This is a genomic window from Pseudoalteromonas sp. T1lg22 (genome assembly GCF_002964645.1).
Classification (GTDB): Bacteria; Pseudomonadota; Gammaproteobacteria; order Enterobacterales; family Alteromonadaceae; genus Pseudoalteromonas.
This window is the reverse complement of record NZ_PQBY01000010.1, coordinates 23,683-39,877: the sequence shown is the minus strand read 5'-3', so window position 1 is coordinate 39,877 and position 16,195 is coordinate 23,683. Positions and strand designations below refer to the sequence as shown.

The 16,195-nt window shown below is 49.4% G+C and carries 17 protein-coding genes, 3 tRNA genes and 1 pseudogene; 11 read left to right on the top strand and 10 right to left on the bottom strand.

Going from position 1 to position 16,195, the window contains the following annotated elements; translation table 11 throughout:
- Positions 1 to 3 precede the first annotated feature (3 nt).
- From C2M24_RS05965 to lolB, 9 genes are all read right to left on the bottom strand, one after another.
- Positions 4 to 88 (bottom strand) — tRNA-Leu (locus tag C2M24_RS05965).
- Between the two features lie 116 nt (positions 89 to 204).
- Positions 205 to 289 (bottom strand) — tRNA-Leu (locus C2M24_RS05960).
- 112 nt (positions 290 to 401) lie between these two features.
- Positions 402 to 478 (bottom strand) — tRNA-Met (locus C2M24_RS05955).
- Positions 479 to 678: 200 nt separating this feature from the next.
- Positions 679 to 1,770 carry a redox-regulated ATPase YchF gene (ychF, locus tag C2M24_RS05950; RefSeq protein ID WP_105213643.1) on the bottom strand — a complete coding sequence of 364 codons (1,092 nt, stop codon included), beginning with the start codon at positions 1,768 to 1,770 and terminating at the stop codon, positions 679 to 681.
- A gap of 28 nt (positions 1,771 to 1,798) precedes the next feature.
- Positions 1,799 to 2,383 carry an aminoacyl-tRNA hydrolase gene (pth, locus tag C2M24_RS05945; RefSeq protein ID WP_105200656.1) on the bottom strand — a complete coding sequence of 195 codons (585 nt, stop codon included), beginning with the start codon at positions 2,381 to 2,383 and terminating at the stop codon, positions 1,799 to 1,801.
- Between the two features lie 19 nt (positions 2,384 to 2,402).
- A complete protein-coding gene (locus C2M24_RS05940; RefSeq protein WP_105213642.1) occupies positions 2,403 to 3,020 on the bottom strand; it encodes a 50S ribosomal protein L25/general stress protein Ctc in 618 nt (205 codons plus the stop codon).
- 240 nt (positions 3,021 to 3,260) lie between these two features.
- Positions 3,261 to 4,208 (bottom strand): ribose-phosphate pyrophosphokinase, encoded by a 948-nt coding sequence (locus C2M24_RS05935; protein WP_105200654.1) that lies wholly within the window; start codon positions 4,206 to 4,208, stop codon positions 3,261 to 3,263.
- Between the two features lie 123 nt (positions 4,209 to 4,331).
- A complete protein-coding gene (gene ispE / locus C2M24_RS05930; RefSeq protein ID WP_105213641.1) occupies positions 4,332 to 5,189 on the bottom strand; it encodes a 4-(cytidine 5'-diphospho)-2-C-methyl-D-erythritol kinase in 858 nt (285 codons plus the stop codon).
- Entirely contained in the window at positions 5,186 to 5,770 is a 585-nt protein-coding gene (gene lolB, locus C2M24_RS05925; protein ID WP_105200652.1) for a lipoprotein insertase outer membrane protein LolB, read from the bottom strand. Before lolB ends, ispE begins: the two co-directional genes overlap by 4 nt.
- A gap of 217 nt (positions 5,771 to 5,987) precedes the next feature.
- Between lolB and hemA the strand changes: the two are divergent.
- The 11 genes and pseudogenes from hemA (at position 5,988) to rlmM (ending at position 15,757) form a co-directional block, all read left to right on the top strand.
- Positions 5,988 to 7,243, top strand: a pseudogene (hemA, locus tag C2M24_RS05920) (glutamyl-tRNA reductase).
- Between the two features lie 7 nt (positions 7,244 to 7,250).
- Positions 7,251 to 8,336 carry a peptide chain release factor 1 gene (prfA, locus tag C2M24_RS05915; RefSeq protein WP_105200650.1) on the top strand — a complete coding sequence of 362 codons (1,086 nt, stop codon included), beginning with the start codon at positions 7,251 to 7,253 and terminating at the stop codon, positions 8,334 to 8,336.
- 1 nt (position 8,337) lies between these two features.
- Positions 8,338 to 9,192 (top strand): peptide chain release factor N(5)-glutamine methyltransferase, encoded by an 855-nt coding sequence (gene prmC, locus C2M24_RS05910; protein WP_442792503.1) that lies wholly within the window; start codon positions 8,338 to 8,340, stop codon positions 9,190 to 9,192.
- A 48-nt stretch (positions 9,193 to 9,240) separates the two neighbouring features.
- A complete protein-coding gene (locus tag C2M24_RS05905; RefSeq protein ID WP_105200649.1) occupies positions 9,241 to 9,612 on the top strand; it encodes a SirB2 family protein in 372 nt (123 codons plus the stop codon).
- A 94-nt stretch (positions 9,613 to 9,706) separates the two neighbouring features.
- Positions 9,707 to 10,507: a tetratricopeptide repeat protein gene (locus C2M24_RS05900; RefSeq protein ID WP_105213640.1), complete on the top strand. Its 801-nt coding sequence runs from the start codon at positions 9,707 to 9,709 to the stop codon at positions 10,505 to 10,507.
- 12 nt (positions 10,508 to 10,519) lie between these two features.
- Positions 10,520 to 11,773 (top strand): DUF819 family protein, encoded by a 1,254-nt coding sequence (locus C2M24_RS05895; protein WP_105213639.1) that lies wholly within the window; start codon positions 10,520 to 10,522, stop codon positions 11,771 to 11,773.
- 10 nt (positions 11,774 to 11,783) lie between these two features.
- Positions 11,784 to 12,638, top strand: a complete 855-nt coding sequence (gene kdsA / locus C2M24_RS05890; RefSeq protein WP_105213638.1) for a 3-deoxy-8-phosphooctulonate synthase — start codon at positions 11,784 to 11,786, stop codon at positions 12,636 to 12,638.
- A 135-nt stretch (positions 12,639 to 12,773) separates the two neighbouring features.
- Entirely contained in the window at positions 12,774 to 13,673 is a 900-nt protein-coding gene (locus C2M24_RS05885) for a transcriptional regulator GcvA (protein WP_105200646.1), read from the top strand.
- Positions 13,674 to 14,300 carry an alpha/beta family hydrolase gene (locus tag C2M24_RS05880; RefSeq protein WP_105200645.1) on the top strand — a complete coding sequence of 209 codons (627 nt, stop codon included), beginning with the start codon at positions 13,674 to 13,676 and terminating at the stop codon, positions 14,298 to 14,300.
- Complete coding sequence (locus C2M24_RS05875) at positions 14,297 to 14,662, top strand: DUF423 domain-containing protein (RefSeq protein ID WP_105200644.1); 366 nt, start codon at positions 14,297 to 14,299, stop codon at positions 14,660 to 14,662. The genes C2M24_RS05880 and C2M24_RS05875 overlap by 4 nt, the downstream gene beginning before the upstream one ends.
- A 9-nt stretch (positions 14,663 to 14,671) precedes the next feature.
- Positions 14,672 to 15,757, top strand: a complete 1,086-nt coding sequence (rlmM, locus tag C2M24_RS05870; RefSeq protein WP_105200643.1) for a 23S rRNA (cytidine(2498)-2'-O)-methyltransferase RlmM — start codon at positions 14,672 to 14,674, stop codon at positions 15,755 to 15,757.
- Between the two features lie 32 nt (positions 15,758 to 15,789).
- Here the strand turns inward: rlmM and C2M24_RS05865 are convergent, their stop codons facing one another.
- Positions 15,790 to 16,194 (bottom strand): VanZ family protein, encoded by a 405-nt coding sequence (locus C2M24_RS05865; RefSeq protein WP_105213637.1) that lies wholly within the window; start codon positions 16,192 to 16,194, stop codon positions 15,790 to 15,792.
- Position 16,195: the final 1 nt, after the last annotated feature.

The following is a 16,195-nucleotide window of genomic DNA, read 5'->3' as shown; positions in this document are numbered from 1 at the left end:
ACATGGTGCGGAAGGTGAGACTTGAACTCACACATCCGAAGATACTGGAACCTAAATCCAGCGCGTCTACCAATTCCGCCACTCCCGCAATGTATTATTTACATCATGATATGGAACCTAAACCCAGCGTCTTAATCAAGACAACTGCCAATTCCGTACTATCGCAATGTATTAATTTGATAATTTTAGTTCTTATCAAGAACATGGTGCGGAAGGTGAGACTTGAACTCACACATCCGAAGATACTGGAACCTAAATCCAGCGCGTCTACCAATTCCGCCACTCCCGCATTTTGCTTAAGTATTTTATGGAACCTAAATCCAGCGTCTAATTCAAGACATCGGCCAATTCCACTACTTTCGCATACAAACTAGTTTTCCATTTTCCTTGGTAGTGGAAAATGGTGGCTACGCCCTGATTTGAACAGGGGACCCCATCATTATGAGTGATGTGCTCTAACCAACTGAGCTACGTAGCCAACTTTTGTTTGTCATCATCGCTGATGCGGGGCGTATTATGCTGATATGGTGAAAGCGCGTCAACACCTTTTTGCGAAAAACACATTCAGGATGAATCGTTTGCTTGAAAAACAAACGAAGCGAATAAAAATCGACTTACCTTGCTTAAAAAGCCTACAAAAAAGCCCGCAAATAGCGGGCTTATCAAGGTAAAAACTTTTTATACGTTGAACAAGAAGTTCATCACATCGCCGTCTTTAACTATGTATTCTTTACCTTCTTGGCGCATCTTACCCGCTTCTTTGGCTCCATTTTCGCCTTTGAATTCGATGTAGTCAGCGAAAGCAATAGTCTGGGCGCGAATAAAACCGCGTTCAAAATCAGTGTGGATCTTACCGGCGGCTTGTGGCGCCGTTGCACCCACAGGAATAGTCCAGGCACGAACCTCTTTCACACCGGCGGTGAAGTAGGTTTGCAGCTTTAACAGCTCATAACCACCACGAATTACGCGGTTAAGACCCGGCTCTTCAAGGCCCAAGTCGGCCATAAACTCTTCGCGATCTTCATCATCAAGCTCAGAAAGTTCCGCTTCGATGGCGGCACAAACAGGGATCACAACTGCATCTTCTGCAGCGGCGATTTCACGTACCTTGTCCAGGTGCGGGTTATTTTCAAAGCCATCTTCATTGACGTTGGCAATGTACATGGTTGGCTTGATAGTTAAGAAGTTTAGATAGGCGATAGCCGCTTTCTCTTCTTTCTCTAGGCTTAATGAGCGTAGCGTTAAGCCTTCATCAAGGTGTGCTTTTACTTTCTCAAGTACCTGAATTTCAAATTTGGCGTCTTTGTCGCCACCTTTGGCTTTTTTCGCTTGACGCTGCATGGCGCGATCGGCGGTATCCATATCGGCTAGTACGAGCTCGGTATTGATAACATCGATATCGTCAGCTGGATCGATCGTGCCCGCTACGTGAACGATATTTTCGTTTTCAAAGCAGCGAACCACATGGCCGATGGCATCTGTTTCACGAATGTTGGCAAGGAACTGGTTACCTAGGCCTTCACCCTTAGAAGCGCCTTTAACCAGACCGGCAATATCCACAAACTCCATGGTCGTAGGTAGAATACGCTGTGGTTTTACGATTTCGGCCAATTGATTTAGGCGCATATCTGGAACAGGAACTACACCCGTGTTTGGTTCGATGGTACAAAACGGGAAGTTTTGCGCTTCAATACCAGCTTTAGTAAGTGCGTTAAATAGAGTTGATTTACCTACGTTAGGCAAGCCAACGATGCCACATTTAAAACCCATATTCTTAATACCTATTTAATCTTTAAGCCTAAGGCTTAAATGAATGGAGTCTGTTTTGTGCTTTAAGCACACCATCTTTCGCCAAAATTTCCATACAACGCACCGCTTCATCTACCGCTGCGTTAATCTTTTCTTGATCTGCCGCCGGTGCCTTGCCTAAAACCCAGCCAGTTACTTTATCTTTGTGTCCGGGGTGACCAATGCCAATGCGTAAGCGCATAAACTCTTTATTATTGGCCATCTTGGCAATGATGTCTTTAAGGCCATTATGACCACCATGACCGCCACCTTTTTTTAATTTGGCTGTACCCGGCTCTAGGTCCATCTCGTCATGAGCGACAAGAATACTCTCAACTGGGATCTTATAAAAGTTTGCCAGGCTTGAGACGGCTTTACCACTGAGGTTCATATAGGTGGTGGGGATCAATAATTTATATTCTGTGCCGGCAATAAGCACCTTGCCGGTTAGGCCATGGTGTTTGCTATCGGGCTTGAGGATGCAGTTGTAGCGGGCGGCTAGTTCTTCGATAAACCATGCCCCTGCATTATGGCGAGTATCTTTGTATTCGGGGCCTGGATTAGCCAGGCCCACTAGCATTTGAATAGTATTCAAGGTGCTAACACCTTAAACCTTATTCTGCTGCTTCTTCAATTTCTGCGTCTTCAGCTGCAGCGCCTTTAGGAGCAACAACAGTTACAACTGCTTGGTCGTGATCAGCACCTTTAGCTAGTTCAACAGAAGAAACACCTGAAGGAAGTTTAACGTCAGATAGGTGTAGTGAATCACCTGCAGCTAGTTTAGCTACGTCTACTTCGATGAACTCAGGAAGTACTTTAGGAAGACACGTGATTTCGATCTCAGTTAGCTGGTGAACAACAGTTGCACCTTTCTTAGTTACTACATCTTCGTTGATGAAGTGTACTGGGATGCTAGTGTGGATCTTAGAGTTAGCGTCAACACGTTGGAAGTCTAAGTGAGTGATCTTAGGCTTGAACGGGTGACGTTGTACGTCTTTAAGGATCGCTTCAACTGACTCACCGCCGATGTTTAGCGTAAGGATGTGAGTGTAGAAACCTTCGTGTGCTTGCGCTTGAATGATTTTGTTGTGGTCAAGCGTTAGTGATACAGCTTCTTTGTCTGCGCCGTAAAGGATTGCAGGAACTTTGTCTGCACGACGTAGGCGGCGGCTCGCACCAGTACCTAGCTCAGCACGTACTTCTGCATCAAATGTGTAAGAAATGTTAGACATGGATGTCTCCAAAATAATTTAGTTAAAGTTTTAAGACCTTCGCGACCAAAAGTCTTAGCCGATTGATAGCCGTTTAAACAACCACCAATCAAAAAAGGCGCGCTATAGTACCACCGCGACCTTATAAAATAAACAAGAGATATAAAAAAACACCGCAATTGCTCAGAGCTAATGGCTAAGCGATTGCGGTGTTTTTCAAAAGGCTAGGGGGAAACCCGAGCCCTCGCTAAGATGTTGAGCTTAGTGCTCGAACATCGCTGAGATTGACTCTTCGTTGCTGATGCGGCGAATGGTTTCGGCCATCATATCGGCAAGGGTCAATACCTTGATGTTATCCAGCGCTTTTAGCTCGTCAGATAGAGGGATTGAATCGGTTACAATCACTTCATCGATTACTGAGTTGCGTAGGTTCTCGGCTGCTTTACCAGAAAGCACCGGGTGCGTTGCATAAGCAAATACGCGCTTGGCGCCATGCTCTTTCAGCGCTTCAGCTGCCTTACATAAGGTACCACCGGTGTCGATCATATCGTCAACGATAATACAGTCACGGCCTTTAACATCACCAATAATGTGCATTACTTGTGAGACGTTGGCTTGTGGACGACGCTTGTCGATGATCGCCAAGTCTTTATCGTCTAGTAACTTAGCGATAGCACGGGCACGTACTACACCGCCGATATCAGGAGACACAACAACAACATCTTCAAAGTTGCGCTGCTTCATGTCTTCGATTAGTACCGGGCTACCGAATACGTTATCTACTGGCACATCGAAGAAACCTTGGATTTGCTCTGCGTGTAGGTCAACGGTTAGTACGCGGTCGACACCTACGCTAGATAGGAAGTCGGCAACAACCTTGGCCGTGATTGGTACACGAGCAGAACGCACGCGGCGGTCTTGGCGAGCATAGCCAAAGTAAGGAATTACGGCGGTGATACGGCCTGCTGATGCACGGCGTAGCGCATCAACCATAACGATCAATTCCATTAAGTTGTCGTTAGTTGGCGCACAGGTAGACTGGATAATAAAAACGTCCGATCCACGGACGTTCTCATTAATAGACACACTGATTTCACCGTCGCTAAAACGACCAACCTCGGCATCGCCTAGTTCGATATATAAACGTTTTGCAACTTTTTGAGCAAGTTCAGGCGTTGCATTACCAGCAAAGAGCTTCATGTCTGGCACGGTAGGGGTCCTCGGGCACTGAAATTTGGGACTAACTTGTAAGTTAAGCATATCGACTGCGATGGCAAACCAAGGTTTGCAAAGGTGCAGGAGTATGCCTGGTTACAGGCTAACTTAAACACTTTACTTCTCTAAACCAAGTGCCGTATGAGCGGGCGACTTGTTCAGGTTTTTGGCAACAAAGCCATGCCATTTTTCAGGCAGCTTTTCTAGAGCATTGCGTGCGGTTTGTTCATTTTCGAACTCAGCAAAGCAACATGCCCCAGTGCCAGTCATTCTCGACGGGGCGTATTTTAACAACCACAGCAGTGTTTTTTCAACCTCGCTGTACAGCTTTTTGACCAGCGGCTCACAGTCGTTACGCTGCTGCGCCAGTTGCCACTGCTCTGGAAGTTTCTCACTATCACGTATTAAGTCGGGGTGAGTGAAAACAGCGGCGGTACTAATATGCACCTGAGGATGCACCACTAAATACCAGCGTTCAGGCAGCTCCACGGTGTGTAATTGCTCACCTATGCCGCGTGCCAAGGCGCTGTGGCCGTGAATAAAAACCGGCACATCGGCGCCCAGTGACACCCCAAGTTCAGCCAATTGTGCCAAGCTTAGGCGTTGTTGCCACATTTTATTTAAAGCCAGCAGTGTGGTGGCTGCATCGGATGAGCCACCGCCAACGCCGCCGCCCATGGGCAGCACCTTGTCTATGCTGATGTCGACACCCTTATGAGCATAGCCTAATTCTTCATAGCGCTGCTGCAGCATGCGCGCGGCGCGAGAGATAAGGTTATCGGTATTGGCTACGCCGGGCAGGGGAGCGACGGCAATCTCCTGGTCAGGGCGCTCTTTAAAGTGCAAGGTGTCGCCGTAATTGAGAAAAGTAAACAGGGTTTCCAGTTCATGGTAGCCGTCCTCGCGACGCCCGGTAATATGTAAAAAGAGGTTAAGCTTTGCCGGGGCAATCACGCTCAAAGTTTCCAAATTCATTGCACTTGCCATTGATTAATTAAAAGTTTTACCCGCAGTGACTCATGAACCAGGGTGATGCGGGTGGGCAACCAGACGCCGTTTATGGCCTCGTATTCTTCATAGCGAATTTGCCAGCGGCGCTGATCCGGGCTTAGCCAGTGGGCGCTGCGCACGCGCTCGAGCTCATCCAACTCGGCATCGCTCTCAAGTTGCCCGAGCAGCCAGCTTTGCGGTTCAGCTAATGGCAGCAGCCAGCCGCTTAAGCGGTAAACCAGTTGCTGCGCATTCTGATCTTGATAATGCTCATCATCCACTTCCAGGTGTACCTGCTCACCTTGTTTTTGCAGGCGCAGTACATTGGTGCCGATAAAGGTGTTGAGATCCAGTTCATAGTCTTTATTTTGCTGTTGCCACACAAAGTTAGCCGATTGGCGCTTTTGTGGCGAAATAAAGGCCATTTTCCCTTCCGCGCTGAAATGAGAGATGGCCGCAAGTTGCTGGCGCCAGTTGTCATCTGGGGTGGTGGATTTTGGGATTTGTTGAGCACAGCCGGTGATAAACAAAAAAAACACCAGCAAAATCAATCGAAAGTTAATCAAATGTCTTTCCTGCCTTTTCTTATTCGCTTGATTTTCGTAAAATTATTCGCTTGTAGCAGGTTTTGACCAATATTAATTGCAAGCGATTTGTATTTAGCGTCGAATAAAGCGTTTGTCGGCATCGTAAAAATCCATTTGCCGGTAAAGCGCTTGTGTGCGCTAATTTATCAATGAGTAGGTATTTAATCAAATTGGTTGTTAAGCAATAGTTGTCACCATGACCATAGTCGCACTGGGTATTAATCACAAAACGGCCTCCGTTGATTTACGAGAAAAAGTCGCCTTTTCGGCGGAGCAGCTTGATCGTGCACTACAGCAACTCACCATGCAGGATGAATTCGCTGAGTCCGTGATTGTTTCAACCTGCAACCGCACCGAAATTTATTGCTCGCTAGAGAGCGGCACACCCGAGCAGGTATTGCAGTGGCTGGCCGAGTTTCATTGTCTCGATATCGAAGAACTGGCCGACAATGTCTATAGTTACGACCATAATGACGCCATAGCTCACCTGATGAAGGTGGCATGTGGCCTGGACTCCTTAGTCTTGGGCGAACCGCAAATTCTTGGGCAAATTAAACAGGCTTATGCCAGCGCCAAGAAAAATGGCGGTGTTGGCGTGCTGTTCGAGCGTTTGTTCCAGCGTACCTTCTCGGTGGCCAAGCAAGTACGTACCGAGACCAATATAGGTGCCAGCGCGGTTTCCGTTGCCTATGCAGCGGTGAATCTTGCCAAGCATATTTACGGTCAACTTAATAACACCAGCGTTTTGCTTATCGGGGCCGGCGAAACCATAGAGTTGGTAGCGCGCCATATTCATCAGCATTCACCCAAGTCCATGACGGTGGCAAACCGTACTCTGGATAGGGCCCGTAATCTGGCGGATGAATTTGCCGCTGGGGTGATCTCCTTGGCGCAATTGCCCGAGCAACTGGCCAATGCTGATATCGTTATAAGTTCCACAGCCAGTACCTTGCCTATTATCGGTAAGGGTGTGGTTGAGCAGGCGCTGCGCACCCGTAAGAACAAGCCCATGCTGTTTATCGATATCGCCGTGCCGCGGGATATCGAAAGCCAGGTAGCGGAACTTGACGATGCCTACCTTTATTCGGTGGACGATCTGCAGGCCATAGTGAGTGAAAATATGGCGACGCGAGAGCAGGCAGCAGAGCAGGCGCAGGGCATTATCGCCGCCAAGGTGGAAGAGTTTGCCAGTTGGCTGAAGTCCCTTGATTCGCTCGATATGATCCGCGATTACCGCAACGAGGTAACGCAAACCAAAGAACAATTGTTAGAGCGGGCGCTAAGCCAGCTTGCCAGCGGCAAAGAACCGGACAAGGTGATGGTCGAGTGGCCAATAAATTGACCAATCGTTTGATGCACGCTCCTACCAAGGCGATTAAAGACGCCGCCGAAAAAGGCGAGCTGGGGCAGTTGGCACAAATGAAGAAGATGTTAGGAATTAACCAGGAATAACAAACAGATGAAAGAGTCCGTATACCGTAAGTTAGAATCCTTAGTGGAACGCTATGAAGAAGTGCAGGCGTTGCTCAGTGATCCCGAGGTGATCGGCAATCAGGATCGTTTCCGCGCTTTATCTAAAGAGTATTCGGAGCTCGAAGAAGTAGCAAAAACCTTCACCGCATACCAGCGGGCGCAGGACGATGTCGCCGCAGCGGAAGAAATGCTCAAAGACTCAGATCCAGATATGCGCGAAATGGCTCAGGAAGAGTTCAAAGAAGCCAAAGGCCAAATTGAAGCTCTTGAAGACGAGCTTCAAGTCTTGATGCTACCTAAAGATCCAAAAGACAATAACAACGTCTTCCTTGAAGTACGTGCCGGTACCGGTGGTGACGAAGCGGCGATTTTCGCCGGTGATCTATTCCGCATGTACAGCCGCTACGCCGAGTCACAAAAGTGGCAGGTGGAAGTGGTCAGCGCCAACGAAGGTGAGCACGGCGGCTACAAAGAAGTGATCGCTAATATCAAGGGTGATGGCGTTTACGGCAAGCTTAAGTTTGAATCCGGCGCCCACCGTGTACAACGTGTGCCAGAAACCGAATCGCAAGGCCGAGTGCATACCTCTGCCTGTACCGTTGCCGTGATGCCAGAAATTCCAGAGGCAGAAGCCATCGAAATTAACCCGGCGGATATCAAGGTAGATACCTTCCGCGCCTCCGGTGCCGGTGGTCAGCACGTTAACAAAACCGACTCGGCAATTCGTATTACTCACTTGCCAACCGGTGTGGTGGTTGAATGTCAGGACGAGCGTTCACAGCATAAGAACCGTGCCAAGGCCATGTCCGTACTTGCCGCTCGCCTAGAGCAGGCAGAAACGGAAAAACGTCAGGCCGCAGAAGCAACTCAACGCCGTAACCTGGTAGGTAGCGGTGACCGCTCTGAGCGTATTCGTACCTATAACTACCCGCAGGGTCGTATTACCGACCACCGTATCAATCTAACCTTATATCGCCTTAACGAAATCGTTGCTGGCGAACTGGGTGCGGTTATTGACCCACTTTTACTTGAGCATCAGGCCGACCTACTGGCGGCGATGGGAGAGGAATAAGTTGGCACTGCCATCCATAGATGATGCCTTGTCAGCGGCCACAAAGCGCCTGCAAGCCCTGAGCGACTCGCCAAAACTTGACGCTCAGGTGCTGATGCTGCATATCTTGCAACGTCCCCGCAGCTACCTTTTTGCCTGGGGCGACCGCCCACTTAGTGAACAGGAATACCATGACTTTACGCAGCTGCTGGAAAAGCGCTGCGCCGGTCATCCCGTTGCTCACCTCACCGGAGTGCGGGAGTTCTGGTCGCTGCCCATCATGGTTAATAACAGCACTCTGATCCCTCGCCCCGACACAGAAACTCTGGTTGAACAAGCTTTAGCGTTAGCCTTGCCGGATAACGCCAGAGTGCTTGATCTTGGCACAGGTACCGGAGCCATAGCCTTGGCGCTGGCCTCGGAGCGCCCCAGCTGGCATATCGATGCCCTTGATGCCAGCGCGGATGCAGTGGCATTAGCACTAAAAAATAAGCAAAATCTGGGGCTTAGCAATGTGCAAATTATGCACAGCGACTGGTTTAGCGCCCTTAATGATGTTACATATGATTTAATCGTCAGCAACCCGCCTTATATCGATGCGGCGGATCCCCATTTGCAGCAGGGTGATGTGCGCTTTGAGCCGCTTAGCGCCTTGGTTGCCGCGCAGCAGGGGCTGGCAGATATAGAACATATTATTATTCATGCCAAAGCGTTTTTAGCGCGCCCCGGTGTGCTGATGTTTGAACATGGTTACGAGCAAGGTGCCGCGGTGCGTCAATTGTTCACCGACCATGGCTACATTAATGCCCGCACCGAGCGCGATTTAGGTGACAATGACCGCATTACCCTGGCCGAGTTGGTGCCCGGGTGTGCGTAGAATAAAGATAAAATAACAACAAAGGTCAACAGACCCTTAAGGAAGAACATGGATTATATCGCTATCAAACACACGCATGTGTTATTTGTGGTGCTCAGTGTAGTGCTTTTTTACGTCCGCGCGTTTTCGCGCCTTGGTAGTGGCAAAATTGCCGCAAACAAGGGCGTGTTTATCACCAGTCATGTAGTCGACACCCTATTACTAGTGAGTGCGGTGGCGCTACTGATTGTGGCCAGCATGAATCCGTTGACCATGCCCTGGTTATGGCAAAAAATCATCCTGGTTGTGGCCTATATTGTGATTGGCTTTAAGCTACTAAAAGCGCAAAGCAAAGGGCAAAAATGGCTATGGCTGGGAGTTAACACCTTGGTGTTGTTGGCAATTGGCTATTTGGCGGGTACAAAATCCGCGTTTTTCTAGCCGTGAATACGGCGCTAACGCAGTGAAATTGGTATCTTAGGGCGATCCTAGGTAAACTAGTGGCCATTTTATTGCCTGTGAGATATCCCTATCTATGTCTGATGTTTGGTTAGATGACCAATTTGATTTAGAGCACAGCTACAGTGTTAGCGCCATAAGCCGTTGTATTGCCGCCGAATCACGCTGGCAGGCCCAGGCTCAAGCCGAGCAAGCCTATACGCAGTTGCAAAGTTTAGAGCAGCAAGCGCATGAAATCGTTGCGCGCCATGAAGATGATAAGCATCAGGCACTGGATGCCGTGGTCGATAGTTTCTACACCGAATGGGGCTTTAGCGGCACCCATCAGGATGTGCCCGAGTATCGCCTTAACAGTGTGTACTTTGCCCTGCTTTATCGCACCGGAAACAGCCTGGCGCTGGGCATTATTTTGCACGGTATTTTAGAGGACGCAGGTTTTAATGCGGATCTGGTGCTGGTGGATCAAAGCGTGATGGTGCAGGTGCACTTCAGTGATCAGGAGCATTATCTGATCGAGCCGACTTCGGGCCAGCAAATGTGGCATCTGCAACCGGAAAACGCCGAGCCAGAGCAAAGCCCAGAGCTGCTTATCGACGAAGAAATCTATAAGTTGTACCTGGCCCATCAAAAATGGGCGTTTATTGCCACCGAGCGTTTTGGCAGCGCCTTGGCCTGTGCCGAGCTGTTGTTAGAGCTGATAGGTGACGACCCTTACGAGCGTCGCGACCGTGGTTATTTGCTCAATCAGATTAATCGCCCTGAGCTGGCCAAAGAAGACCTGCGCTTCTTTGTTGAAGAGTGCCCGGACGACCCAGGTATTGAAATAGTACGCCATCAAATTGATGAGCTCGACAATAATAACAACACACTACATTAGTAAGGAATCATTATGGATCAACCTGCTGAGGCCATGATCAGCAATCCAGCCGTGGTGATGGGCCTGCTCGCCGTAATTCTCGGCGTGATTTTTAAAACCGCCCATAGTCAAAACCACTGGCTACGGACCTTTTATAAGTATGTGCCAGCGTTGCTGCTATGTTACTTCCTGCCTTCTTTACTCAATACCTTTGGCATAGTCGACGAAAAAAGTGCGAAGAGCGTGTATCACGTGGCTTCGCGCTATTTACTACCAGCCTGTTTGATTTTGCTGACCATCAGTATCGATTTAAAGGCCATTATTAACCTTGGCCCCAAGGCGCTGATCATGTTCCTGACCGGGACCCTAGGCATAGTCATAGGCGGCCCCTTGGCCATCCTGGTTATGAGTGCGGTAAACGCCGAGGTAGTCGGCGGCCATGGCCCGGATGCGGTGTGGCGTGGCATGACCACCATAGCCGGCAGCTGGATAGGCGGCGGGGCTAACCAGGCCTCGATGAAGGAAATGTTTGACGTTGGGGGAGATATCTTCTCCGCCATGGTGACCGTGGATGTCATTGTTGCCAACCTCTGGATGGCGGTATTGCTCTTGATGGCTGGTAACCATAAAGCCATAGATGCGAAAACCGGCGCCGACACCAGCGCCATCGAAGATCTTAAAAAACGCGTCGAAGCCTATCATGCCGAACATGCACGCCTGCCGACCTTGAATGATTATATGACCATAATCGCCATCGCTTTTGGTATTACCGGTCTGGCTCATTTCTGTGGCGATATACTGGCGCCTTATTTCGACCAGTTTGCCTGGGCGCAAGAATACAGCTTAAACAGCAAGTTCTTCTGGCTAATCGTGATTTCAACTACCATAGGTATTGGTCTGTCGTTTACCCGTGTGCGTCATATCGAAGCATTTGGCGCCTCAAAAGTGGCATCCAGCTTCTTATATATTCTGGTGGCCTCTATCGGTTTGCATATGAATATCACCGCCATCTTCGATACCCCATGGTACTTTGTCTTGGGTGTTATCTGGATGCTGACGCACGCGGCCTTGATGTTGATTGTTGCCAAGGCCATTAAGGCGCCGCTGTTTTATATGGCGGTGGGCTCGCAGGCCAATGTTGGCGGTGCAGCTTCGGCGCCCGTAGTGGCTTCGGCGTTTCACCCCTCGCTAGCACCTGTAGGTGTGCTGTTGGCTGTGCTGGGTTACGGCGTAGGTACGTATATGGCTTATATTTGCGGCTTGATCATGCAGTCGGTCGCCCCTTAAGGAATTAAAAATGACCATTAAACAAATTAATATTGGCGCCATTGAACTGGCCAACGACAAACCTTTTGTCCTGTTCGGTGGCATGAATGTGTTGGAGTCTCGCGATCTTGCCATGCGCATCGCCGAGCACTATGTGGAAGTGACCAACAAGTTAAACATTCCTTACGTGTTTAAAGCCTCTTTTGATAAGGCCAATCGCTCGTCGATTAATTCTTATCGCGGCCCAGGTCTGGAAGAAGGTTTAAAGATTTTTGAGGAAATCAAAAGCACCTTTAATGTGCCTTTGATCACCGACGTGCATGAACCTTATCAGGCCGCGCCAGTGGCCGAAGTGGTTGATGTGATTCAGTTGCCAGCCTTCTTGGCGCGTCAAACCGACCTGGTGATGGCCATGGCCAAAACCGGCAATGTGATCAATGTGAAAAAGCCGCAGTTTTTAGCACCGCACGAAATGCGTCATATCATCAAGAAATTTGCCGAAGCCGGTAACGAGCAGGTGGCCTTATGTGAGCGCGGCACCAGCTTTGGTTATAACAACCTTGTTGTTGATATGCTGGGTATGGACGATATGAAAACCATGGCCCCAGTTATCTTTGACGCTACTCATGCCTTGCAGCGCCCTGGCGGACGCAGCGATAGCGCCGATGGCCGTCGTGCCCAGGCTGCAGAGCTGGCACGCAGCGGTATGGCGCTAGGTATTGCTGGTTTGTTTATTGAAGCGCATCCGAACCCCAATGAAGCCAAATGTGACGGCCCTTGCGCCTTGCCACTGGCTAAGTTAGAAGGGTATTTAACGCAAATGAAGGCCATTGATGATCTGGTAAAAAGCTTTCCACCGCTAGATACCAGCGCCAGCGATCTGTAGATTTATTTTAAATGATTTAAAGCCAGCCCTAGTTGCTGGCTTTTTTTATGTTTGAGCCAGCGCTGCGCACTAAATTGGCATCTTGAAGGCCTTTGTATATAATCAGTTCAAATTAAAAAAACTAATCTATTGGCTATGGCTCGGCGACTTCCCCCTCTTAATTCCCTCAAGGCTTTTGAAGCTGCGGCAAGGCACTTAAGCTTTACCAAGGCCGCAGAAGAGCTTTATGTTACTCAGGCCGCGGTGAGCCATCAGATCAAAACATTAGAAGAGCATCTTGGCTTAAAATTATTTTTACGTAAGAACCGCTCTTTATTGCTGACCGAGGAAGGTCAGGGTTATTTTCTCGATATCAAAGAGATCTTCACTCAGCTGGACGATGCTACCGAAAGGCTCCTGGCTCGCGGTGCCAAGGGCTCCTTAACCGTAAGTCTGACTCCAAGTTTCGCCATTCAATGGCTGGTCCCACGCTTAAGCCTGTTTAACGAGCAGCATCCGGATATCGATGTGCGAATTAAGGCGCAGGATCAGGACGACAACTCGCTACAAGATGATGTGGATGTAGCCATTTATTATGGTCGTGGCCACTGGAGTGGGGTGGAAACCCATAAGTTGCATACGGAATATCTGGTGCCCTTGTGTAGCCCCATGCTGCTCACCGGGCCCAAGCCCTTGAATGAGCCGCAGGATCTGCAAAATCACACCTTGTTACACGACACCACCCGACGTCCTTGGAAGGTGTGGATGAAGACCGCCGGGGTACGTAATGTTCAGGTGAATCAGGGACCGATTTTTTCCCACTCTTCCATGGCCATGCAGGCCGCAACCCATGGTCAGGGGGTGGCTTTAGGGAACCTGGTATTGGCAAAACCTGAAATCGACGCCGGACGTTTGATCGTGCCCTTCAACCACAGCTTGGAGAGTAAAAATGCCTATTATCTGGTATTTCGTGAGTCACAATCCGAGCTGGGTAAAATAGTGTCCTTTAAAGAATGGATGTTAGGTCTGGTAGAAAAAGAGCAGGAGCAACTCTAAATGCAGTGGTTTAATGCAGAGCAGCCGATTGCTCAGTTTATTTTTGCCCATGGCGCCGGCGCCGGTATGGACAGTGAGTTTATGCAAGAGCTGGCGCGCTTAATGGCAGCGCAGGGAATTAGTGTTGGCTTGTTTGATTTTCCCTATATGGAAAAAGCCAAGGCAGAGAACAAGCGTCGCCCACCGGATCGCGCCGACAAGCTGCTGGCCAGTTTTAATCAACAACTGACCCAGCGGCAAGATGCCTTGCCCTTGTTTATCGGTGGCAAATCCATGGGCGGGCGCATGGCCAGTATGCTGGTGGCGCAGCCCGAAGGAAGCAGTGCAGAGGTGCGTGGAGTATTAGCCTTTGGTTATCCGTTTCATCCTCCGGGGAAAAAAGACAAGCTAAGGGTTGCCCACTTTGATGATATCAAGGTGCCGTTTTGCGTTATTCAGGGCGAGCGGGATACCTTTGGCAAGCGCGATGAATTAAGTCAGCTTGCCGACACCCGTCCGGCACAAATCCATTGGTTGAGTGACGGCGACCATTCCCTTGTGCCGCGTAAAAGAAGCGGTTTTACCCAGCAGGGCAATTGGCAGCAGGCGGCGGATGTCGCCGTGAACTTTATTAAGGAGCAGCTATGAGTCAGTTATTTTTGGTGCTAGGCGCGATTTTCGCAGGGCTCGGTGTTATACTCGGCGCCTTTGCCGCTCATGGCCTAAAAAGTCGGCTCTCGGAGTACGCTATCGGCGTCTTTCAAACCGGGGTTGAATACCAGATATATCATGCACTTGGGCTCATATTAATTGGCGTGCTGGGGAAACTCGGGATGCAATTTAATGTCAGCGGCTACTTTATGCTCGCCGGCATCCTATTATTTAGTGGCAGTCTGTACGCTTTGGCCCTAACCGGCATTAAGTGGTTTGGCCCCATTACTCCCTTAGGTGGCCTGTGCTTTATTGTCGCCTGGGCGGCGATGGTTATTAAACTTTTACAAATGAAATAAGTCATTACCATGTCCTGTATCGTTATTTATTGTCGCGCTGGTTTCGAAAACGACGCTGCCGCAGAGATCACTCACCACGCCAGCAATCTAGGTGTGGGCGGTTATGTTAAGACGAAGCCGAATTCGGCCTTGGTGGCATATCACTGCTATAGCCAAGATGAAGCAGAATACCTGATCAAGAAGATCCCGTTTAAGGACATGATCTTTGCCCGCCAGTGGTTTATCGGCACGCAAGTAGCAAAAATGCCTATCGACGACCGCGTCGGCAGCATTTGTGAGGTTGCCAAGTCATTCCCTCTATGCGGTGAATTGCGCGTGGAAACCTGTGATACCAACGAAGGCAAAGAGCTTTCTAAGTTCTGTAAAAAGATCAGCAACCCTCTGGCCAAGGCATTAGAGAGTCAGGAAACCTTGCTGCGTCAACAGGTTAAAAACCGCCCGACCTTGCATGTGTTGTTTATCGCCAGCGATACCGCTTATGTGGGTTATTCGTTTAGCTTTAACAACTCACCCTTGTATATGGGTATCCCGCGCCTGCGTTATCCTAAGGATGCACCGAGCCGTTCAACCCTTAAGCTTGATGAAGCCTTTATGATGTTTGTGCCTGAAGATGAGCGCGAAGAGCGTGTGGCCTCGGGCATGAAGGCAGTGGACTTGGGTGCTTGCCCCGGCGGCTGGACCTATCAGTTGGTGCGCCGTGGCATGTTTGTGCAGGCCATAGACAATGGCCCCATGGATCAGGCCTTGATGGACAGTGGTCAGGTTAAGCACTATCGTGAAGACGGCTTTAAGTTCCGCCCTGAGCGTCGTAATATCAGCTGGTTGGTGTGCGACATGGTGGAAAAACCAAGCCGCGTGACCGAGCTAATGATAGATTGGGCTGTGAACGGTTTTGCGAAGGAGCTGATTTTCAACCTTAAGCTGCCAATGAAAAAGCGCTTTGATACTGTGTACGAGAATCTCCAGCGTATTCGCGATGAACTGCATGAGTACGGCGTAAAATACAACCTGCAGGCCAAGCACCTGTATCACGACCGTGAAGAGGTTACGGTGCATCTGCAAGTGCTGCGCGTACCGCAAAACGTATTTAGCTAAGATATATACCTATGATGCAAAAAAGCCAGAGATTAACTCTGGCTTTTTTGGTATTGCTTGACCAAGAGGCTGATCAGATAACTGGCCGCGGCTATGCCGAAAACGTCGGCAGTTAAATCCACCAGATCAAAGGTGCGACTGGCAACAAAGGCCTGGCTTATTTCCTCGCTTAGGGCAAAGAGAAAAACAATTAAGGCGCCCCAGTATAGTTTTACCCTGCCAAGGCGCCAGTAGGCGGCTTTTAAGGCCAGGCTCAATAATAAGGTGGCGGTGCCAAAGAGCACGAAGTGGCCCAACTTATCGCCATAGGGCAGGGCTCTGACCAAATCAAAAAAGATGCTTGGCTGGCCTGTGTTAGCGAGATAGATGATCCAGCCCAAAAACGCAAAAAAGCCAAGCGCCAATAACATCAGCGTCCATTGCCAGGTGCCTTTCATA